18 protein-coding genes are annotated in these 20,943 nt (G+C 68.5%); 9 read left to right on the top strand and 9 right to left on the bottom strand.

The window, feature by feature from the left end; all coding sequences use genetic code 11:
* Nucleotides 1–91 precede the first annotated feature (91 nt).
* On the top strand, nt 92–1,876 hold the full coding sequence (locus DB31_RS32385; RefSeq protein ID WP_240486982.1) for a hypothetical protein: 1,785 nt from the start codon (nt 92–94) through the stop codon (nt 1,874–1,876).
* A gap of 41 nt (nt 1,877–1,917) precedes the next feature.
* Here the strand turns inward: DB31_RS32385 and DB31_RS32380 are convergent, their stop codons facing one another.
* Nucleotides 1,918–2,427, bottom strand: a complete 510-nt coding sequence (locus DB31_RS32380) for a hypothetical protein (RefSeq protein WP_157232283.1) — start codon at nt 2,425–2,427, stop codon at nt 1,918–1,920.
* A 141-nt stretch (nt 2,428–2,568) separates the two neighbouring features.
* On the opposite strand from DB31_RS32380, the gene DB31_RS32375 reads away from it, so the two are divergent.
* Entirely contained in the window at nt 2,569–3,441 is an 873-nt protein-coding gene (locus DB31_RS32375; RefSeq protein ID WP_044194941.1) for an NAD-dependent protein deacetylase, read from the top strand.
* A 73-nt stretch (nt 3,442–3,514) separates the two neighbouring features.
* Nucleotides 3,515–4,354, top strand: coding sequence for a nucleotidyltransferase (locus DB31_RS32370; protein WP_052420431.1), 840 nt, complete (start codon nt 3,515–3,517; stop codon nt 4,352–4,354).
* Nucleotides 4,355–4,387: 33 nt separating this feature from the next.
* Here the strand turns inward: DB31_RS32370 and DB31_RS32365 are convergent, their stop codons facing one another.
* Entirely contained in the window at nt 4,388–4,867 is a 480-nt protein-coding gene (locus tag DB31_RS32365; protein ID WP_240486981.1) for an SMI1/KNR4 family protein, read from the bottom strand.
* 14 nt (nt 4,868–4,881) lie between these two features.
* Nucleotides 4,882–5,541 carry a hypothetical protein gene (locus DB31_RS51700; protein WP_044194935.1) on the bottom strand — a complete coding sequence of 220 codons (660 nt, stop codon included), beginning with the start codon at nt 5,539–5,541 and terminating at the stop codon, nt 4,882–4,884.
* Between the two features lie 493 nt (nt 5,542–6,034).
* Here DB31_RS51700 and radC point away from each other — a divergent pair, with 493 nt between their 5' ends.
* The 4 genes from radC (at nt 6,035) to DB31_RS32340 (ending at nt 11,809) form a co-directional block, all read left to right on the top strand.
* Nucleotides 6,035–6,724 (top strand): RadC family protein, encoded by a 690-nt coding sequence (radC, locus tag DB31_RS32355; RefSeq protein ID WP_083968976.1) that lies wholly within the window; start codon nt 6,035–6,037, stop codon nt 6,722–6,724.
* Nucleotides 6,721–7,032, top strand: coding sequence for a hypothetical protein (locus DB31_RS32350; protein WP_044194933.1), 312 nt, complete (start codon nt 6,721–6,723; stop codon nt 7,030–7,032). The genes radC and DB31_RS32350 overlap by 4 nt, the downstream gene beginning before the upstream one ends.
* 2 nt (nt 7,033–7,034) lie before the next feature.
* Nucleotides 7,035–9,071: a RecQ family ATP-dependent DNA helicase gene (locus DB31_RS32345; RefSeq protein WP_052420430.1), complete on the top strand. Its 2,037-nt coding sequence runs from the start codon at nt 7,035–7,037 to the stop codon at nt 9,069–9,071.
* Nucleotides 9,072–9,274: 203 nt separating this feature from the next.
* Nucleotides 9,275–11,809 carry a hypothetical protein gene (locus DB31_RS32340; protein WP_044194931.1) on the top strand — a complete coding sequence of 845 codons (2,535 nt, stop codon included), beginning with the start codon at nt 9,275–9,277 and terminating at the stop codon, nt 11,807–11,809.
* Between the two features lie 22 nt (nt 11,810–11,831).
* Here the strand turns inward: DB31_RS32340 and DB31_RS32335 are convergent, their stop codons facing one another.
* Nucleotides 11,832–12,230: a hypothetical protein gene (locus DB31_RS32335; RefSeq protein WP_338034344.1), complete on the bottom strand. Its 399-nt coding sequence runs from the start codon at nt 12,228–12,230 to the stop codon at nt 11,832–11,834.
* 1 nt (nt 12,231) lies between these two features.
* Entirely contained in the window at nt 12,232–15,927 is a 3,696-nt protein-coding gene (locus tag DB31_RS32330; RefSeq protein WP_044194928.1) for a tetratricopeptide repeat protein, read from the bottom strand.
* A gap of 94 nt (nt 15,928–16,021) precedes the next feature.
* Between DB31_RS32330 and DB31_RS50090 the strand changes: the two genes are divergently transcribed.
* A complete protein-coding gene (locus DB31_RS50090; RefSeq protein ID WP_044194925.1) occupies nt 16,022–16,447 on the top strand; it encodes a hypothetical protein in 426 nt (141 codons plus the stop codon).
* Between the two features lie 261 nt (nt 16,448–16,708).
* Here the strand turns inward: DB31_RS50090 and DB31_RS32320 are convergent, their stop codons facing one another.
* Both DB31_RS32320 and DB31_RS32315 read right to left on the bottom strand, forming a co-directional pair.
* A complete protein-coding gene (locus tag DB31_RS32320) occupies nt 16,709–17,632 on the bottom strand; it encodes an SDR family oxidoreductase (protein ID WP_044194921.1) in 924 nt (307 codons plus the stop codon).
* A gap of 31 nt (nt 17,633–17,663) precedes the next feature.
* Nucleotides 17,664–18,518 (bottom strand): lysophospholipid acyltransferase family protein, encoded by an 855-nt coding sequence (locus DB31_RS32315; RefSeq protein WP_044194918.1) that lies wholly within the window; start codon nt 18,516–18,518, stop codon nt 17,664–17,666.
* Between the two features lie 45 nt (nt 18,519–18,563).
* Here DB31_RS32315 and DB31_RS32310 point away from each other — a divergent pair, with 45 nt between their 5' ends.
* Nucleotides 18,564–19,262 (top strand): esterase/lipase family protein, encoded by a 699-nt coding sequence (locus DB31_RS32310; protein ID WP_083968952.1) that lies wholly within the window; start codon nt 18,564–18,566, stop codon nt 19,260–19,262.
* A 9-nt stretch (nt 19,263–19,271) separates the two neighbouring features.
* Here the strand turns inward: DB31_RS32310 and DB31_RS32305 are convergent, their stop codons facing one another.
* Together DB31_RS32305 and DB31_RS32300 are read right to left on the bottom strand one after the other, a co-directional pair.
* The gene (locus DB31_RS32305; protein ID WP_044194915.1) at nt 19,272–20,213 is read right to left on the bottom strand and encodes a polysaccharide deacetylase family protein; all 942 of its coding nucleotides are present in this window, start codon (nt 20,211–20,213) and stop codon (nt 19,272–19,274) included.
* 10 nt (nt 20,214–20,223) lie between these two features.
* Entirely contained in the window at nt 20,224–20,937 is a 714-nt protein-coding gene (locus tag DB31_RS32300; RefSeq protein ID WP_044194912.1) for a glycosyltransferase family 2 protein, read from the bottom strand.
* Between the last annotated feature and the right edge of the window lie 6 nt (nt 20,938–20,943).

Below are 20,943 nucleotides of genomic sequence, written 5' to 3'. Positions count from 1 at the left end.
CCCGATCCTCTGTCCGAGGATCGGCCGGGCCCGCGGGCAGGCAAGAGACGCCTGGGAACGGCGTGAGGTGGCCCCCCGGTTCCGAGGGGCGATGAGACACTTCATTCCCGTGCTCGCGCTCGCGGCGCTCGCCGCCTGTGGGCCCGAGTTGATCCATGAGACGCCTGCCGACAGCCAGCGCACGACTGGCCAGTCGGCCGTTGTTGGATCCGTCTATGGATCCATCCCCGCGGGCCTGCCCGCGCGCCTGCAAGTGGGCCTGTTCGAGGACACCGGCCAGACGTGGATGCAGAGCAGCGCCGTGCCGTGGGACGTGCGCTACCGCTACTTCGTCAAGGGCTGGATCAACAACTTCGGCTGGGGCGCCGCCGACGGCCAGTGGGGCCTGCAGTACATGCAGGAGTGCCAGACCCAGGGCTTCCTGCCCGCCATCCAGTACTACCAGATGAACGGCGAGCCGGGCGGCGGTGAGGCTCAGTTCCTCGCCAAGGCCCAGAACGCCGGCACCATGAGGAGCTACTTCGCCGACTTCAAGGTGCTCATGCAACGAGCCAAGGAGTTCGGCAAGCCCGTCATGGTGCTCGTGGAGGCGGACGGCTTCGCCTACCTGCAGAAGCAGTCCGCGAACAACCCGAACGCCTATGCGGCGGTGGCGGCCACCGGGCTGCCCGAGCTGAGCGGGTTGCCGAACACCGTGGCGGGCTGGGGGCTCGCCTTCCTCCAGCTGCGCAAGGCGGTGGGCGCCAGCAACGTCGTCCTCGGCATCCACATCTCCGCGTGGGCGGGCAGTGGAGACATTGCCCACTTCTCCGTCACGCAGCCGCTGGAACCCGAGGTGACCCAGGTCCACACCTTCCTCAAACCCTTGGGCCTGGCGGCCAACGTCACCGGCGCCACCTGGGACGTGCTGGTGGGCGATCCGCTCGATCGAGACGCGGACTTCTACAGGCTCACCCAGAGCGGCCAGGATCGCTGGTGGGCTGAGAGCGACACGGCCTCCATCCTCTCCAAGAGCTTCAACCGGTACGCCGAGTGGCTGCGCCTGTGGAACGTGGCCTCCGGCAAGCGCTGGGTGCTGTGGCAGATCCCCCTGGGGAACTCGAACCACCTGAACACGCCCAACACGGGCAACGCGCGCGAGGGCTACAAGGACAACCGCCCCGAGTACTTCTTCGGCCCCAACGGCGCCACGCACCGGGAGAAGTTCGCCAGCAGCGGTGTCATCGCTCTGCTCTTCGGCAAGGGCGAGGGCCAACAGAGCTCGTACACCAATGACGTGTACACGGACGGCCAGCCCTTCATGAAGAGCCGCGCGGGTGCCTTCCTCAAGGCGGGCGGCCTGGCCATTCCCGCTACGGGCTCCACGCCCCCGGGCGGCCCACCTCCTCCCCCGACCGAGCCCACGCCGCCTCCCACACCTTCCCCTCCCCCGGCGACGTCGTCGTTCGACTTCGAGAGCGGCACCCAAGGGTGGACGCGCTGGGGCATCGTCCCGAGTGTCTCCTCCTCCACCGCCCGGGCCTTCGCGGGCAGGCGCTCGCTCGAGGTGAAGGTGGCGGGCGCTCCCAGTGGAGTGGGCAAGGCCTCCGTGGCAGGGGCCTCCGTGCCCGCTGGAAGGACCGTGTCCTTCCGCGTGTGGCTCCCCACTGGCAGCCGCGTCACCGCGATCCAGCCCTACCTGCTGCAAGGAGCAAGCGGCGGGTGGCGCTGGTCCGGCTCGTGGTTCGGCGTCTCATCCTTGAAGGCGGACGCCTGGAACACCCTCACGCTCCCGGTGCCCTCCAACGCCGTGTCGCCCTTCGCGGAGCTCGGCCTGGAGATCTTCACCGGTGCCACGTGGACGGGCTCGCTCTACGTAGACTCCGTGAGCGGGTGATCCATCCGGGGACCGCGAGAGCATCGCGGTCCCCCCGGGGCTCAGAACGGGCAGCCCACGTCGCCGCAGGGGTCTCCCGCCGGCTTCCGGGGTACATCTCCGATGGCCAGCTTCGCCCCGATGAGCGCCCCCACCACCACGGCGCCGATGCCGGAGAGCAGCAGGGCCGTCCGGCCGACACTGACCTCCTGGATGCCGGCGGACTGGACCTCGCCCAGGGGGACCTCGACGGTCCGGCGGAACGCATCCTGGGGGACGCCCCGGAAGTGCTGCCCGTCCACGCTGACGTCCAGGAACTTCTCGGAGATGACCGACCCGTCGCGCTGGACGAGCACCAGCGGGGTGTCCTCGGTGAACGGGTGCGTACGGCCTTCCACGTCCCGGAGCTGCACGGTGCTGGGATCCTCGAGGCGCCCATCCCCAGGCGTCCGCTTCACCAGGTCCGGCACGAACCAGCCATTGAGCCGGGAGATCTCCGCCGGTGGCACCTTGTAGGTCGTCGAGCAGCCTGTCGCTGCGAGCAGAAGAGCCAATGATGCACGGACACGCATGGCACCCTCCCCTTTGGTTCCGAAGCTAGCGCGGAACCCTGGGAGGGCCGAATCCCACTTGCGTCATGAAAGGTGGCCTCTCAACAGGCGGACAGGCGCGGCGTCGGCTGCCATGCAAAAAGCGGGGGGCGGACGCTATACATGGGGGCGATGCCTGCTCCCGTGGCTCCAGCGACTGTCTCCTCCCAGTCTCCCGATGTGGGAGCCCTGGTGAAGCTGCTGCGGGGGCGCCGCACCGTGGTGCTCACGGGCGCTGGGTGCAGCACCGAGTCGGGCATCCCGGACTACCGAGGGCCTGGCACCCGGGCCCGGGCGCGCAATCCCATCCAGCACATGGAGTTCCTCCAGCGCTCCGAGGTGCGCGCGCGCTACTGGGCCCGCAGCCTGATCGGCTGGCCCCGCTTCTCCTCGGCGCGTCCCAACGCGGCGCACCATGCGCTCGCGGCCATGGAGCGGGACGGGCACGTGCTGGGCCTCATCACCCAGAACGTGGACCGGCTGCACCATGCCGCGGGCAGCTCGCGAATCATCGAGCTGCATGGGGCGCTGGCGGAGGTGCGGTGCCTGTCCTGCGACGGGCGGGAGCCTCGCGTGGCGTTGCAGGAGCGGCTGCTCGTGCTCAACCCGGGCTTCCTGGAGCATCAGGTGGAGCTGCGGCCGGATGGAGATGCCGAACTGCCGGTGGAGGCCGTGCGCTCCTTCCGCGCCGCCGATTGCCTGCACTGCGGCGGGGCGCTGAAACCGGACGTGGTGTTCTTTGGGGACAACGTGCCGCGCCCCAAGGTGGAGGCCGCGTTCTCCATGCTGGAGGAGGGAGACGCGCTGCTGGTGGTGGGCTCGTCCCTGGCGGTCTTCTCCGGCTACCGCTTCTTGCTCCGCGCCGCCGAGCGCCACATGCCCATCGGCATGTTGAACATTGGGGAGTGCCGCGGTGAGGAACTGGCGGACGTGCGGGTGGAGGCGCGGGCCGGTGATGCGCTTCCTCTGCTCGCCGAGGCCCTCTCCGGCCGTTGAGCGGACGCCTGCCTGCTTGCTCTCCTGTGGGCCTGACAGAGCGAGCGCCAGGAACAATCCCTACCTTTCCCGGATGCACGGACACGACAGCACTGCGGCGGATACGGGCGGGACGGAAATCCAGCTGTCTAGCGAGAAGTGGGAGCACGGCGAGCTCTCTGTCCGGGCTCGGGCCCTCCAGTTCCTGCGGGAAGCGGGAATCCCGTTCCTGGTGGGGGGCGCCTACGCTTATGCCCACCACACGGGCCTCCACCGCGACACGAAGGACCTGGACCTCTTCCTGCGCAAAGCCGACGCGGATCGTGCGCTCGCCGTCTTCGAGGCGAACGGCTGGCGCACCGAGCGCGATGCCCACGGTTGGCTGCACAAAGCCTTCTGGGAGGACTCGCTGGTGGACCTCATCTACACGTCGGCCAACGGCATCGCTGTGGTGGATGACGCGTGGGTGGAGCACGGCACGGAGGGCGAGGTGCTCGGGGAGCGCTGCCGGATGGCTCCTGTGGAGGAGCTGATCTGGAACAAGGCGTTCGTGCTCGAGCGCGACCGCTTCGATGGCACGGAGGTGAACCACCTGCTGCTCGCCACGGGGAAGCGGCTCGATTGGAAGCGCCTGCTCAAGCGCTTCGATCGGTACAGGGAGGTGTTGCTGTCTCACCTGCTGATGTTCCGCTTCGCCTACCCGTCCGACCGAGACACCATTCCGGACTGGGTCATGTGGGGCCTTCTCGCCAAGGCGTTCGACAGCGTCCGGGGCGGCAACTGGAGCGGCAAGCTCTGCCGAGGGCGGCTCCTCTCGGAGCTGGGCTACCGGGTGGATGTGGAGGAGCGCGGCTACGAGGACGGGCTCGCATGGGATGCGGAGGAGCGGAAGCGCCACGCCCCTCCTCCGGAAACCGAGCCTCCGCAGCATTGAGGGCTGCGTGCTCACGCCCTTTGATGAAGGTTCTCAGGTGTTGCTCTGCGCTGACCTCTTGAGCCAGTACGCGGGGCGGCGCTCACGCAAAGCGGCTTCCAGGAAGTCCGAAAACGAATCCTCGATCTTGTCGCAGTAGTTCGGATCCGGCCAGGCCTCATGCCACGCGTCGAACAGTGGATATCGCCCGTGCACTCGGCGGCTCACGTCGATCACCACAAAGTTTCCGTCTTGAACGTCGCACACCGTGTACACAGAGGCAGGGCCCCACTTGCCGTCATCTTCACCGTAGATGGCTACGCGCGCCCGGACGATCTCGGCCAAGGGGAGGATCTGGTAAGGCGAATTCGGCAGCCGCTTGATCAACTCCGCGCCGTTGCAGTGCAGATAAAAAGCCCTCAGGTCGGGATCCAGCTTCCAGCCCACGCGCTGCTCGAACTCCGCGACTTCCGCAGGTGTTGCGGGCGGATACGGGAAGTGATCGCGCGAGACTTCTTCAAGCAAGCTGAGCATGGGCTTTGGCATCGTCAGTAGTCCGCGTAGGGCAGATCAGGACCGGCCGTATTCCAGGGGGGCCCTCCGTCGTAGCACCTCGGATACTCCTTGTTCAGTACGTCGTGGATGGTGGGGGGCATCGGGACAATGTTGTTGGGATCGACTGGATCGCCGCCGTGCTTGAGGTCGCGGATGTGGTGCCCTGGCCAGGACTTGCCCCGCTCAAGAGGCCAGTTCCCAAACTTCTTGCTCCAGCCCTCTCGGAATGACTCGCGGATATTCTCCCACCGCTCTCGTGCCGCCTGGGTCGCATCCTTCGACAGCACAGGGTAATCGCAGCAGCAGTGCGTGATCGCGTACCTTCCCCCCGCCCCATAGAGCCTCCCTTCCCAGTCCAGTTTGAGATCAGCAAGCCACATGCAGCCCTTGAGGGTGTATCCCTCGGCTGCACACTGTCTCTCGCAATAGGCCATCCATCGCTGGTTGCACTGCCATGGACCATAGAACAGCGTCGGCTTGAAGCTCCCGGCGACAACACTGATCCGTGGGCCTTCCACCCTGGCGCGCGCGGGCTGCGCGCCCGGTGCCGGAAGTGCTCCATTTTGAGGGCCCGGTGAGGGGATCCCGCTTCTTGCCCCGCACCCGCTCACCCCAAGGAGCAACGACACGACAACTGCCCAGCGTTGCATCATGCCGCTCTCCCCAGCGCTGGCGTGTCACGAGTGCACGCCCGAAGCCAGCAATACAAGGCCACACTGACAAGTCGTGGAGTTGAAGATCCCCCTGGAGCAAATGAACCGGTTGGTCGAGGCGCTCACCAGCGAGTTGCCTTCAGAGGATCCGGGGCCGAGTCACGACCTTCGTAGCCTTGCGCCCACGGCCTGACCCGCTGTCACGACCGCGGACGGTGCCGTCTCCGGCTGTGGACGGTTCCCCTGCCCATCCAACCAGCTAAGTAGGCAACTTTCCTAGGAACCTATCACGGCACGCTTGCTGCATTGCTTCCCCACGCAGACGGAGGGCGGGAGGGTGCAGGTGTCGGAGGACGGGAGGGTACGCGTGGTGGAGGTGGGGACGGTGCGGAGGCTGGAGGTCGGGAGGGAGGGAGTGGTGGAGGGCGAGGTGGAGGTAGAGCGGGGGGAGGAGTCTGCGGGCGAAGGGTCGGTGAGGACGCAGGGCCGCGACATGGAGGAGGTGCGTGAGCGCCTCTTCAAGGTGGGTGCCCTGGCCCTCACCGACCCGGAGCTTCTGGGTGTGCTGCTGGGAATGGGACCCCGAGCGCAGAGACTCGTGGAAGAGCTGCTCGGAAAGAGCGGCGGCCTCAAGCCTCTGCTCCTGAAGGATCCGCTGGAGCTGATCGCGCAGCCGGGGCTGGGTCCGGCCCGGACGGCGCAGATGCTCGCGGCGCTGGAGCTGGGACGCCGGGCCCAGCGCGTCACCGAGCGGCGGCCGCGGCTGCGCAACCCTCGGGAGATTCATGGATACCTGTCGCCGCTCCTGAGCGCGCTGCGGCGGGAGGTGTTCCACGTGCTGTGCTTCAACCCGCGCAACGTGCTGCTCGCGGACGTACGGGTGGCCGAGGGGACGATGAACTCGTGCCCCGTGGATCCGCGCGAGGTGTTCGCCCCGGCGCTGACCCTGCGCGCCACGGCCATCGTGCTCGCGCACAACCATCCGTCGGGGGACCCGGAGCCCTCGAAGCAGGACCTCGCGCTGACCTTGCAGCTGGCACAGGCCGGCCAGTTGCTCGGCATCAAGGTGCTGGACCACCTCATCGAGGGGGACGGCAAGTACGTGTCGCTCATGGAGCGGGGGTTCTTCGGGGGCGAGGGAGAGCAGGGTTTATGGACCGCAGTTGGAGGAGGTGGGTCATGACCGCAGTCATGGGATGTGGAGGCGCGGGGGCTGGCTCCCGCTCGTGGCAGGTGGATGACGTGGGAGAGACGCGGGCCCGCGTGGTGGAGCTGGGGACCGGGAAGACGCAGATGGTGGACCGCAGCGCGCTACCTCCGGGAACCCAGGAGGGAGACGTGGTGGTGGACGGCCGCCTGGACCCCGAGCTGCGGGCCCGGCTGACCCGAGAGGTAGCGGAGGCTCGGGCCCGCAAGGCGGTTCCTGCCCCAGCGGAATTGGACCTGGCGGGTAGTGAAGATCCCCGGTTGACGATCTCCAGGGAAAAGTAAATATGCGGAGGATGTTGCCCGTAGAGCTGCCCTACTTCACGGAGGCCCAGGAAGGCCTGGTCCGGCACTTCGGCCTGTCCGAGTTCCGGCCCGGGCAGGCCGAGGTCATCAGCTCCGTGATGAGCGGCCGCAACACCGTGGTGGTGATGCCCACGGGCGCGGGCAAGAGCCTCTGCTACCAGCTGCCGGCCCTGCTGCTGCCCGGCGTGACGCTGGTCGTCTCTCCGCTGATCGCGTTGATGAAGGACCAGGTGGAGCAGCTCACCGCGCGCGGGATTCTCGCCACCTTCATCAACTCGTCGCTGACGGACCTGGAGCGCGCCGAGCGCATGCGGCGGCTGCGCGCCCGTGAGTACAAACTTGTATACGTGGCGCCTGAGCGCTTCCGCAGCCAGAGCTTCCTGGAGGCGCTCGGCGAGGTGGGCGTGGACCTGCTCGCCGTGGACGAGGCCCACTGTATTTCCCAGTGGGGCCACGACTTCCGGCCGGACTACGCGCAGCTGGGACAGGTGCGCAAGCGCCTGCGCCCTCCACGCACGCTGGCACTCACCGCCACGGCAACCCCCGAGGTGCGCGAGGACATTATCCGCATGCTGCTGATGAAGGAGCCCCAGGTGTTCGCCCAGGGCTTCGATCGGCCCAACCTCTTCCTGGAGGTGATGAGCGTCAGCGGGGACGAGGAGAAGCGGCAGGCGTGCACCCAACTGGCGGCCCAGGGTGGCAGCGGCATCATTTATTGCTCCACGCGCAAGGCGGCCGAGGGGATGCACTCCTCGCTGCTGGAGCGGGGCGTGAAGGCGGTGCTGTACCACGCAGGCATGGAGGACGACGCCCGGCGCCTGGCCCAGGACGAGTTCATGGCGGCCAAGGAGGCGGTGGCAGTGGCCACCAACGCCTTCGGCATGGGCATCGACAAGCCGGACATCCGCTTCGTGGCCCACGCCAACATCCCCAAGGCGGTCGAGGCGTACTACCAGGAGGTGGGCCGCGCGGGCCGGGATGGGCAGGAGGCCACCGCCGTGCTGCTCTTCAACCACGCGGACGTCTACACCCAGGAGCGCCTCATCGAGGGCAACCACCCCAAAGAGGTGGTGCTGTCGGATCTCTGGAACGCCCTGCGCAACGTGCCCGAGTTCAGCAAGGGTATCGGCGTGCTGGCGGGCATGGTGGGCGCCAGCGAGTTCGAGGTGTCCGCCGCCCTGCGCATCTTCGAGCGCGAGGGGAAGATTGAGCGCGGTGGCCGGGGTGAGGGCGAGTACGGACTCACCCTCACGGAGAAGGCACTCGCCACCCACCCGCATGCCCCGGAGTCCCGGAAGCTGCTCCAGTCGCTGCTGGAGGTGTACCCCGTGGGGCGCGCGCAGAGCACGGAGCTGGGCCCGCTGGCCCGGCGCACGGGGCTGGGTGTGGAGGAGGTGCGGCACGCGCTCGGGTTGTTGGAGAAGGCCGGAGCGGTGAAGGTGCGCCGCCCCTTCGCCGGGAGGACCATCCGCGCGCTGGAGCAGGTGCCCTTCCGTGAGCTGGGTGTGGACCTGAACCGGGTGCGCGAGCAGGAGCGCCGTGCCCTGCTCCACCTCAAGCAGATGACGGACTACGCGTACACACGGCGGTGCCGCCGGTCCTTCATCCTGGGCTACTTCGGCCAGCAGGACCTGCCGTCCACCTGCGGCAAGTGCGACGTGTGCACGGGCAGCCGGATGCCCCGCCCCGTGCCGGTAACGAAGCCCGCCTCCGCCTCCGGGAAACCGGAGCACTACAGCGAGCTGGCGGCCACGGAGTTGCGGCGCTGGCGCAAGGCGCTGGCAAAGGATCTGGAGATCGCCCCCTTCATCATCTTCAACGACGCCACGCTGCTCGGCCTGGCGGCGGCGCTGCCCACGGACCGCGAGTCCTTCCTCACGGTGAAGGGCACGGGCGAGAGCCGCTGGGAGCGCTTCGGCCCCAAGGTGGTGGAGATCTGCCTGATGGCCCGCGCCGCAGGCCACGAGCCTGTCGCCGTCCCCGAGGCGCCTCGCGTCCGCAAGAGCCGCAAGGGCTGAGCCCGCAGGGGGTGTCTGCCGTCATGAGCCCCCTGGGACTTCTGTCACCAGGGGCGATGACCGCTGTCACCAGGAGCCGTGGGCCTTGTGGACACCTTTGCTCCTGAAAACAGGGGGTTTCCCCACATGAACCGCTGATTCCGACGTTGGCACACCAGACGCATCGAGGCTCCGCAGTCCTCCTGCCTTCCCTCGGAGCCCTCATGTCTGTTGCCCCCATCTCCCGGAAGCCTGTCTCTCCTGCTCCCCTCTCGCTCGAGCGTGCCGCAGCGGCCGAGAAGAAGCCTGCAGTGGCGCCCGCCGCCGCCAAGGCCCCCGAGCCGAAGCAGGTGGTCCGGGCCCAGGTGGGAGACCGCTTCGAGGCCTCGGCCGCATCCAAGGTGGCCGGGGCCGTCGGGGCCCTCGCGAAGGCAGCGGCGCAGACTGTCCAACCCAAGGACGTCGCCCCGCGGAGTGTCTCCGGCGAGGACAAGGCCAAGGCCGAGGTGGATGTGAAGACCGTGGCTGACCGGCGCACTGAAATCGAGGAGGCCCAGAAGAAGCTGCGCGAGGAGACCACGAAGAAGGCGGATGACGTCTTCGCCATGGCGGACGGCAAGGGCTTCGTTCCTTCGGGCACGGAGGTGAAGAAGCTGTCTGACAACCAGGCCGAGTTGGTGCGCCGCAACGCCAAGGGCGAGCTGGCCGAGCGCACCGTGGCCACCAAGGGCCCGGACGGCGCCGTCACGCTCGACACGGCGAGCTATGAGGACGGCGCCAACAAGCGCGACAAGGTGGACATGCGCACCGACGGCAGCTCGCGCGTCCAGCGCGCCGAGTGGAAGGGCGACAAGAACGAGGTCTCCGACCTCAAGTCCTTCGACGACATCGAGAAGTCACGGGACCAGAACCTGCTCTACACGAGCAACGAGGTGCACACGGACACGAAGGACAATCGGCTGCACGTGGACGAGTACGCCCAGGCCGACGGCGGCATCACCGGCAGCCGCACCGCGTACTTCCAGCAGAAGGGCGACAAGGGCATCGACAACAAGCTGGACAAGCCCTTCGACTACAAGAAGCCGGTGGACCGGGCGGACAGCTACACCTACTCGATTCCTCCGCCGGGTGCCGATGGCTCCCAGGGCAACCCCCATTACAACCGCACCCAGTCCTTCTCCCAGGACAACGTCCAGGCCACCTCGTACGTGGACCGCGAGCTGGATGGGCACAAGAAGTACGCCGGCGAGGGCCCGCACAACCGCGAGGACGCGGACCGCGTGCGCGACGAGTACGGCAAGCACGGCGGCGAGGACTATGACGCGAACGACGGCACGGACAAGGGCAAGACGCCCAAGCGCTGGCTGATGGAGCTCCAGAAGGATCCCAACAGCCTGCAGACACAGACGTTCATCGAGGGCACGCCCAAGGCCACCACCATCACGAACAAGACGCGCGAGGGCAGCACCGTGCGCGAGGACTACCACGGCAAGACGTTCAAGCCAGACGCCAAGAAGGCCGGCGAGCTGGTGGACATCCATGGCCAGGGCTCGCGGACCTACGCGGCGGACGGTTCCATCGAGAAGATGGACATGAAGCAGCTGCAAGCGGACGGCTCCACCCTGGAGCAGCGCTACAACAGCACCCGCAAGCCCACCGACGCGGGCCTCGAGCTGAGCGAGTCCCTGGAGACTAAGCTCACCCAGGACAACAAGACGGACACCTCGCTGCGGGAGGACACCTCGCTGCTGTCGGGCAAGGGGGCGCAGCTGCTGAACTCGCGCAACACCGTCACCAGCGCGGACGGGCGGCAGGCCGTCCACGAGACGGGAAAGAACGGCGAGCGGATGACGCTCAGCGGCCCCGGCGGCAAGGACCCGCGCGACATCACCGACCCGGAGAACGTGAAGGATGACCCGGATGGCAAGAACCTGCTCCTGCAGGCCAGCGTGTCCACCGCCAACACGGTGAACTCCTACGCCAACAACGGAGGCGCCCGCGCCGTGGGGATGGTGGCCGACCTCAGCCAGGACGCGAAGCGGCTGCCGGGCCTGGCCTCGAAGGTGCTCGGCACCGAGGCCCTCTCCCGCGGCCTGGAGGGAGCCCGGGGCGGCACGGGAGCACTGGCGGGCGTGGCGGGCGCGGTGGCCGGTGGGCTCCAGCTCGCCGAGGGCATCCGGAACCACAACGTGCCGGAGATCTTCAAGGGCCTGTTCGACACGGGCCTAGGCCTGAAGAACATCTATGACGGTGGCAAGACCTTCCAGAGCGCCATCAAGGGCGTGGGGGACACCGCCACGGACGCCACGGGCACCGTGTCCAAGGGCCTGGGCAACTGGGCCAAGACGCTGAGCAATCCCAAGGTGGGCTCGGCCGTCACCTCCGCCATCTTCGACTCCGTGAAGGGCATGGGCGGCCTGGGCAAGGTGGCGGGCAGCGCGGCCCAGATGGGCGCCAAAGCGCTGGGCGCGCTCAAGGCCATGGGCGGCTTCGCGAACGTGGCCGGCGCGGCGGCGAGCACCGGCCTGGGCATCATGGACATCGTCAACGGGGCCAAGGACAAGGACGGGGCGCAGATCGCCAAGGGCGCGGTGGGCATCGCCGGAGGCATTGGCGGGGCCATCGCGGTGGGAGCCATCGGAGGCCCGCTCGGCATGGCGGTGGGCGCGGGGATCGGCCTGCTCGCCTTCGGCTTCGGCAAGCTGATGGATCTGATCAGCGACAAGAAGCACAAGATCGCCGAGCTGCAGATCGGCTGAGCCTCCCTCCCCTCCTCCCTGCTTATCCGGGGCGGCGCTGGGAGTGCTTCTTCAGGGCGCGGCGCTCCATGTAGCCGCGCAGGCTGCCCACGAGCAGCCCCACCGCGAACGCCAGCAGGAAGATGATGACCACCGTGGTAACGCCGAAGATGAGGCGCACCTGGTAGTCGGGGATCTGCCCGTTGAGGTACTTCGCACGCAGGGGCTCCATCCACCCCAGGAACTCCAGCGCGCGCGCAGGCAGCGAGTCCAGCGACAGCGACAGCCGCTGGACGAAGCGCGTCGGGTAGACGCGCCGCACCGCCTCCACGGAGATGCCCAGGATGAGGTAGATGACGGAGAGCAGGAAGGCGTTGCTCCCCATGATGCGCAGGAGCGGGTACGTCGGCTGCCGCTGCTCTGAATCGGAAGGCGTCTCCACGCTACTTCACCCGCTTCTTGAGGGTCGGCAGCAGCTTCTTGACCCGCTTGGCCTCCTCCGACGTGCCGGCCAGCTTGAGGAACGTCTCATACTCCTGAACCGAGCGGGCCAGCGTCTCCTGCTTGCGCGCGAGCGCATCCGCCAGGGACAGGTGCGCCAGGGCATGCGCCGGATCCAGCTCCACCGCCTGGGTGAGCGCGGTGACCGCGGGCTCCTCCTGCTTCTGCCGGAGCGCCACGAGCCCCAGCGCCAGGTGAGCCCGGCCGTTGAAGGGATCCAGCTTCACCGCCTCCTCCGCCGCCGCGCGGGCCGCCTTCAGGTTCGGCGAGGTGGAGGACGTCGACGTGCTCAGCAGCACCCGCGCCAGCGTCGTCTGGGCAAAGGCCTTGTCCCAGACCGTGGGCGCCTTGCTCGCCAGGTTCCGCAGCGTGTCGGGCACCGTCTTGCCGCTGTCCTCGGGGTACACGTAGTACTCGCCCACCTGGCCGCAGAGCGTGTCGGGCGAATCCGCCCGGACCTTCTCGAAGGCCCCCGCAGCCTCTTCGGTCTTGGCGTTGCGGAGGTAGAGGTGGGCGATCTCACAGAACGTCTCCGGATCGCTGGAGCTGTTCTTGGCGGCGAGCTCCAGGGACTTGGTCGCGCCCTTGCTATCCCCCAAGGCGAACAAGATGACCGCACGCAGGCGGTGCCCCGCCGCGTCGTTCGCGCCGACCTTCACCCCGCGCAGCACCTCCGCGGCCTGCGCGAACTGGCCCGAGCGCCAGAGCGCCAGGGCATAGCCCTTCTGGGCCTCGGAGCTCTCGGGGTTGTCGTCCTTCCAGGCCGTGAACTGCTTGAAGCCCTCGTCCGTGCGCCCCATGGCCAGCAGCGCCCGGCCGAGCGCATCCCGCGCCTCTCCGTGGAAGCCGTTGCGCTCCACGGCCCGCGTGAGCGGCGCGAGCGCCAGGTCCGGCAGGCCCCGCGCGAGCAGCAGCCGGCCCAGCGAGCAGGCGGCCTCGTAGTCCCGGGGATCCTTCATGGCCTCCTCGAGCTCGGCGCGCGCCTTGTCCATCGCGCCCAGCCGCCAGTACACGCGCCCCAGCGCGACGCGGAGATCCGTGCGGGGCTGCTTGGAGGTCTTCGTCGCCTTCTCCAGCACCTCGCGGGCCTGCTCGCCGTTGCCGTCCGCCGAGTCCGCCATGGCCATGTAGCCGATGGCCTCGGGCACGTAGCGGTCGTTCACCCGCGTCTTCTCCAGCTCCGAGCGGACGCGCTTCCAGTCCTCCTGCCGCGCGTAGGCCGCCGCGCGCACCAGCGACAGCCGGCGCCCCTCGGCCTTGCCCAGCTTGTCGAGCACTTCCTTCACGCGATCGCGATCCAGCAGCGCCCGGCCCAGGCCCTCCATCGCGGCCTCGCTCTTGGGCTGCATCTTCAGGGCGGCCTCGTAGGCCTCCTGGGCCTTGGGCAGCTTGCCCGAGGCGCGGCTCGCCTCACCCAGCGCGAGCAGGAAGTCGAAGACGAGCGGGCCCTGGCCCTTGGAGCCGGCCTCCAGCAGCGGCAGGGCCTCGTCCGGCTTGCCCAGGCTGGCCAGGAGCCGCCCGTGAATGAGCTGCTGCCGGCCGTGCAGGGCCTCGGGCAAGGACGTGTCCGCGCTCAGCGCCTGCATGTCCGCGAGCGCCTCGTTCAGCTCCTGCCCCAGGGCGAGCCGGCTCTCGGCCATGCCAATGCGCGCCAGCGGGTGCTCCGGAGAGAGCTCCTGCGCCGTGCCGTAGACCTTGATGGCGTTCGGGTAGTCGTCGAAGTCCTGGTAGTACTGGCCCAGCGCGACGAGCGCGCGCACATTGCGGCCGGAGACCTCCAGGGCGCGCTTGAAGTGCTCCAGCGCCTTCTCCGGCTGCTTGTCCTCCAGCAACACCGTGCCCGCGAGCGCGTGGCGCTCGGTGGAGTCATCCGTGGAGGACAGCAGCGCGGCGCGAGCCGTGGAGCGCGCCTTGTCGTCGGCCACCAACACGTCCGTGGCGAGGGCCAGCCCCGGGTGCGAATCCTTCACCCCCGGCAGCTCCATCGCCGCGAGCGCCTGCTGCCGGTCCTCGATCTTCCCACCGTGGTCGGCGAAGAGCAGCGCGTACGTATACGCCTTCAGCGCCAGGGCCTTGGGGTTGTCGTCGTCCATCTCCTGCGCCCGCTCGATCATCGCGAGCGCGTTCTGGAAGTCGTTGCGGGTGTCCTGGGAGATGGCGCGATCGGTCCGCTCCAGCACCTCGGTGAGCGTCTGTCCGCCCTGAGCCGCGCGCCGGATGAGGTACACGCTCAGGCCCACGCCGAGCACCACGGCCAGCACACCACCCACGGCGAGCTTCAGGCCATAGCGCTGGAGGAAGGAGGGATTCGCGGCGCTCTTGGCGAGCTTGTCGCGCAGCTCCTTCTCGTAGGCCGCGGCGGCCTCGGCGGCGTCTACCTGGGCCGCGGACCTGGCGCGAGCCGAGCCCGTCGTCACCTTCGGCTCGACGGCCTCGGGGATGTCATCCAGGAGCGCGCGCTTCGCGGAGCCTCCAGCGGAGGACCGAGAACGGCTCGGCGACGAAGTCTTCGCGGTGGCGGAGACACGGGCGGCCGCGGGAACCGCAGCCAGCTCCTCCTCTTCAGGAGGCGGCAGATCGCCCAGGAGCCCACCGCCTCCTCCAGAGTCGGCGGCACTCATCACACCCGTGGACAAGGACTCAGACTCGGTATCGGCAGGGGGCGCCTGTCCAGAGTCGTCCTCCTCGCGGGCCTCCGGTCCATCCACATCCGGGAGCAGCCCTCCCCCACTCGCCGCACGCTCTTCAGGGGCCTCGCTGTCCTCCGCGCTCGGCACCGGCGTGTCTTCGTCATACTCCTCACGCCGCGCAGCGAAGGGAGGCGGCGTGTCCGCGAGATCCTCCTCCTCTGGAGGAGGCGGCGGCTTCGCGGCCTTGCGAGGCGGGAACATGTAGACCTTGACCGGACCTCGCGAGGGAGTGACCTGTCCAGGCGTGGTGATCTCGTCATCCGTCGCTGGACGCGCCGGGGGCTCCTCGCCCGGGAACTGCTCCACCTTGATGGTGCTGAACTGCCGGGTGATGTCGTCCCGCTCACCGTCATCCCAGGACTCGGGCGGCGGCGGAGGCGCGGAGCCCTCGGACGCCTCGGACTCCGGCTCGGGCGGCGGAGGCGGCGCGGCCTCCTGAGGCGGAGTCGGAGGCGGAGGCGGCGCCGCCTCCTCGAAGGGCTTCGGCTCGAGCTCGTGGGCCGTGATGCCAGGAAGCTCCGCCACCACCGGGGCGGGCCCTCCCGACAGGGCCTGCTGGGTCTGCTCCAGCCACAAACGGACCCGCCCATCATTGGGTTGCAGCGCGGCGGCCTTGCGCAGAATGGGGAGCGCGGAGCGGAACAGCCCTCGCTGCACCAGCACCTCACCGATCAGGTTGTAGGCGTGGGCGTTCTCCTTATCGACGGCAATGGCCTGATCAAACTGCTCCATCGCCTCGGCAGGCTTGCCCTGGTGCAGCAGCGACTTGCCCCACAGCACCCGTCCGATGACGGAGTTGGGGTGGTGGCCGAGACCTCTTTGGCACACCTCGATCGCGCGAGCATGCTCGCTCTTCTCAAGGAGGGCTTTGGCGAGCTCGACGAAAACCGCGGATGTGGGGTCTTGCAGCAGCAGCTGCTCGTACCTCTCCACCATCGACTTGGCCATGGATGTTCGGAACTCCGGTGCGCAGGCAGGACCCGGACGATAGCACTGGATCTACTTGTGGGGCCCTTTCCGGGTGCTACCGTTGCCTACCAGCATGCGCTCGTTCGTCCTTGTGCTCCTGATGGCCCTGCTGGGTGGGGCCTGCGCCCACACGCCTCAAAGTACCGGACTGGAGGGGTTGCGTCCGGTGGTGGAGGACTTCCACAAGCGCATCCGCTGGAAGGACTTCCGGGGAGCGGCCCGGCACCTGGTGCCAGAGCGTCGCGAGGCTTTCCTGCGGGCCCGGGCGGAGCTTCACGACGAGCGGGATTTGACGATCTCCGACTTCGAGGTGCTCGACGCCCAGCTGACGGCGGATGGGATGCGGGCCTTCGTGACGACGCGGCTGCAGTGGATGCGCCTGCCGTCGCCCTCGGAGCAGACCGCCACGGTCACCGAGGAGTACCTCTACGTGCAGCAGGAGAAGACGTGGCAGCTGGAGCGGATGCTCGACGGGCCCTTCGCGGGCGAGCTGCCGTAGAAAAAAAACCGCCCGTCGACTCGGGGCCGGCCGAGACGACGGGCGTCGAAGGTTCCCCTATGGAACCCCCTATCCATGCCCTCCCTAAGAGCAAGGCCGGTGCCAGGGCCTGGATTCCAGCAGGTTCCGAGTAAAATCAAGCCCTTGCGCGGAAACCCGGCACCCAGAGCCATGCCAGCGCGGCCCAAGACACGACACGGGTGTCAGGCCCCTCGGGCTTCCCCGGCCAAAAGGCCCTGACACGACTGTCAGGGCCCTCCTCTACTCGCCGAGCACGGACCGGATGGTCTCGCGCATGGAGTAGCGGGGCTTCCAGCCGGCCTCCTTCAGCCAGCGAGAGCCGTCCACGTTGCAGAGGAACTGGATGTGGTCCAGCTCGGGGGGCGGAAAGCTGGCCAGCCGGTACTTGAAGAGCAGGCCGAGCAGCGGCCGGGCGACGGGGTGCGGCACGGGGATGGCGGTATGGCCCAGCTCGCGGTGCACGGTGGACAGCGGCACCTCGCCGGGGCCGGTGACGTTGTAGACGCCCTTCAGCTCGGGGCGGAGGGCCTCCATCATGGCGCGCGACACGTCGTCCACGTGGATGAGCTGCACCATGGGGTCGAACCCCGCCAGCGTCCACGGGCGGCGCAGCCGAAAGTAGTTGGAGGGAGCGTTCTTGATGGTGGGCCCGACGATGTGGACGGGGCGGAGGATGACGGTGTTGATGTCCGGGTGCCGCCAGAAGAAGCCGTGGGCGAGCATGTCCACTTCGATGAGATCTCTCACGCCGGAGAAGCGGCTGGCGGCCATGAGCGGCGCGTCTTCCGTGAGGAAGTTGGAGTTGTCCGGGCTGGGGCCGTAGACGTTGGCCGAGGAGAGGACGACCACCTTCTTCACGCCGTACTTGGCGCAGTACTCGAGCAGGCGCGTGGTGCCCACCACATTGAAGGAGTGGTGCTCCTCCTCGCTCATGCGCGGGTCGTGCATGATGCCCATGTGGATGACGGCGCCGACCTCGTTCTTCCGGAAGACGTCCTCCGCCTTCTTCTTACGGAGGTCGAGCTGATACATCTCGACGTCCTTCGGCCGGCCCACGAAGGGGCGCCGGTCGATGCCGATGATGCGCTCGGTCTTGTGGAGCTGCTTGGCGAGCGCGCGGCCCAGGTTGCCGCTGATGCCTGTGACGACGACGGCCGGTCTCATGGAGCCCCCCTCCTCGAACGTTGCGCCGCGCTCACCAGAAGATGCCCCGGCGTTCCTTGAGTCCCTGGTGAATCATCCCCTGGATGGCGGTCTTCACGGTGCGCACCTTCTTGTCCAGCTCGGAGTCCTCATCATCCGGGCGGCCGGTGAAGTACAGCGGATCTCCGAAGTAGAGGCGGTACTTGGTGGGCAGCGGGAAGGGCAGCCCGGTGGGCGTGACGGGGAAGGAGGGGAACCCGAGCAGCTTGGCCACGGGCTTGATGTCCAGCAGCGCGGGGGCCTGCTCCTCGGCGCCGATGACAGCCACGGGGACGATGGGCGTGTTCGTCTCCAGGGCCAGGCGCATGAAGCCCAGACCGAACTCCTGGAGCTGGTAGCGCTGGGGCCACAGCTTGGAGATGCCGCGAGCGCCCTCGGGGAAGACGAGGATGGCCTCGTCGGACTCCAGCAGGCGCCGGCAGTTCTCCGGGGTGCCGACGATCTGCCCCACGCGGGCGAACAGCGTGGAGATATACGGCAGGGTGGGCACCCACTTCTCCACCATGCTGCGAACGGCGCGGGGGGGCGAGGCCTCCATCATCATGGCCACGCAGATCATCGCGCCATCCAGGGGGAGCTGGCCTGAGTGGTTGGAGATGAGGAGGACGCGGCCACGGGGAACCTTCTCGATGCCGTAGGTCTCCACGCGGAAGTACTTGCGGTAGAGCCAGAGCAGAGGCGCCGCCGCCGCGAGGCTGAAGTCGAGGTTGAACCCGAAGGGGTCCACCCCGTACTCGTTCTCCGTCCGCGTGAGTGCCTGGAGCTGCTCCTTGCGCTCCTGGCCCGCCATCTGCTCCGTCCAGCCCTTGAGCCGCTGCCGGACCTTGTCGCCAAGCGCCTCGAACATGGGGGCTCTTTACACCACCCAGTGGAGAGGGCGCATCATGCGTGCATGCGTTTCCAGGTGCTGCTGCTGCTGGGGTGGCTCGCCGGAGGGTGTGCGACGGGGCCCTCGGTGCGCGCTCCCACCCACACGTCCCAGGCGTCGTCCCCGCTGCCGGTGCTGCTCGTCCACGGCCTCCACGACACCCCACTCGGCCTGGAGCCGATGAAGCAGTACCTGGAGCAGGCCGGCTGGCCCGTGGTGCGGGTGGCCGCGCTGGAGCCCAATAACGGAAGCCTGAGCGTGCCGGACATGGCCCAGCAGGTAGGACAGGCGGCCGAGGCCCTGCGTGCGGAGACGGGGGCTGCTCGAATCGACGTGGTGGCGTTCAGCATGGGGGCGCTGGTGACGCGCTTCTGGCTGCAGATGGAGGGCGGCAAGGAGGAGGTGCGCCGCTTCGTCTCCATCTCCGGGCCCCAGGCGGGGACGATGATGGCCTACGTGCACCCGGGGCTGGGGGTGAAGCAGATGCGGCCGAGGAGCCCGCTCCTGCGGGCGCTCAACCGGAACCCCCACCCTTTCGGCAAAGTGGAGGTTCATACCTTCTGGACGCCGCTGGACATGATTGTCGTCCCGGCCACCAGCGCGCGGCTGCCTGGCGCCCACGACCGCACCTTCTTCGTGCTCCTGCATCACTGGATGCGCGATGACTCCCGTGTGCTCGAAGCGGTGGCGGACGTGCTCAGGGCGCCGGAGACGCCGCGCTGAGCCGTCGCCTCAGACGGTGGGAGCAAGCCGCTCGGCGGCCACACGGAGGGTGACCAGGTCCGCGTCCTCCTTCAGCCAGCGGAAGATGGCCGCGAGCCGCTCCATCTTCCGGGTCGAGGACACGCGCAAGTCGCGCTGCTGGCGGACCAGTTGCGGAGGAATCCCATCGTTGGCATCGAGCACGTCCACGGCGTGGAGCTCGAAGTTGAAGAGTGTGTCACGGCGGCACGCGTGCCACGCGGCGTGAACGGCGGGCAGGGGCAGCGTCGCCACGAAGGTGCCGATGAAGGGCAGGCGCACGCCCGGCGTTACCGCCATGGGCAGCTCCAACACCGGCCCGGTGCCCCGCCGGTAGGGCTGCGAAGGGTCCGGCCGGTACGGCGTGCGAGGCGCCAGCAGCACCCGGGGACTGTCCAATATCGAACGCGACGGACGCCCCGCCAGCGCCAGCGCGCCCATCACCGCGGCCTTGGCTGCGTAGTACGGCGCGGCCGGGAAGGTGGACGAGCCATAGAGGTAGCCACGCTCGGCCGTGGCTGCGTAGAGGGCGGCATTGAGCGTGTAGCCGGGAGCGCGGAAGCCGACGGGCCGGGTGCCCGTGGCGGCGAGGATGGCCTCCTCGCCCCGGACCAGTTCCTCGCGGATGGACTCGGGAGCGCGCCGGGTGAGCGCGTAGTCGTGCGAGTAGCTGTGGTTTCCCACCTCGATGCCCGCGCGGTGGGCGTCCCGAAGCGCCTCGGCGGACCGGGCGTCTGCCAGATCTTCCCCGATGGCAAAGAACGTCCCGGGCGCACCCACGGACCGGAGCAGCTCCCGGAAGCGCGGCACGGCGGTGGAGTACACGAGCCCTCGGGCACGCGCGTCCAGCACGGACTCGGGCAGACCGTGGATGCGGCAGTAGTGGTGCAGCGAATCCAGGTCGACGGAGATGCACGCCAGCCGGAGAGCCACGGCGCGCCTCTCAGGTGCCTCGGATGCGGATGACGTAGACGAGCTTGCCCACGTTCTTCAGCACGTTGGGGACGCGCTTGAAGAGGTGAACCGAGGGCTGGCGCTTCTCGTGGAGCTGGATGGGGATCTCCATCACCTTCAGGCCCTCGCGCCAGGCGCGGATGACGAACTCGCTGGCGAACACATCCATGTCCACCACGCACTTGGCAATGACGGGCATGAGCGCCTTGCGCCGGAACGCCTTGAGGCCGTGCGTGTCGGTGCCCCGGAAGCCCAGCGTCACCTTCAGCAGCTTGTTGTGCACCCGGGTGGCCACGCGCCGGATGATGGGCCGCTGGTCACTGGCGCCCTTGGCGGCCTTGGAGCCGACGACCATGTCCGCCTCGCCCCGCTCCAGCCGGGGCAGTGCGGCGGAGTAGAAGGTCAAATCGCACAGGTCGATCTCATCGCACACCACATAGGTGCCCCGGGCCTTGAGGATGCCGGCCTTGAGCGCCGCGCCGTAGTTGGGCCGCTCCGAGTGGAACCAGTGCAGACGCGGGTTCTCGGCGCACATCCGCTCGAGGAGCTGAGGCGTGGCGTCGCGCGAGCCGTTCTCCGCGAAGATGACCTCGTAGTCCCACCCGTGCGCGTCCAAGCCCTGGCACAACTCGGCCGCAGCCTCGGCGATGATGGACTCCTCGTTGTAGACGGGGATGACGATGGAGAGGTACGGGGCGGCCATATTCGA

The sequence above is a fragment of the Hyalangium minutum genome (assembly GCF_000737315.1).
GTDB classification, from domain to species: domain Bacteria; phylum Myxococcota; class Myxococcia; order Myxococcales; family Myxococcaceae; genus Hyalangium; species Hyalangium minutum.
The sequence above is the reverse complement of the archived record's forward strand: the minus strand, read 5'-3'. Positions and strand labels throughout refer to the sequence as shown.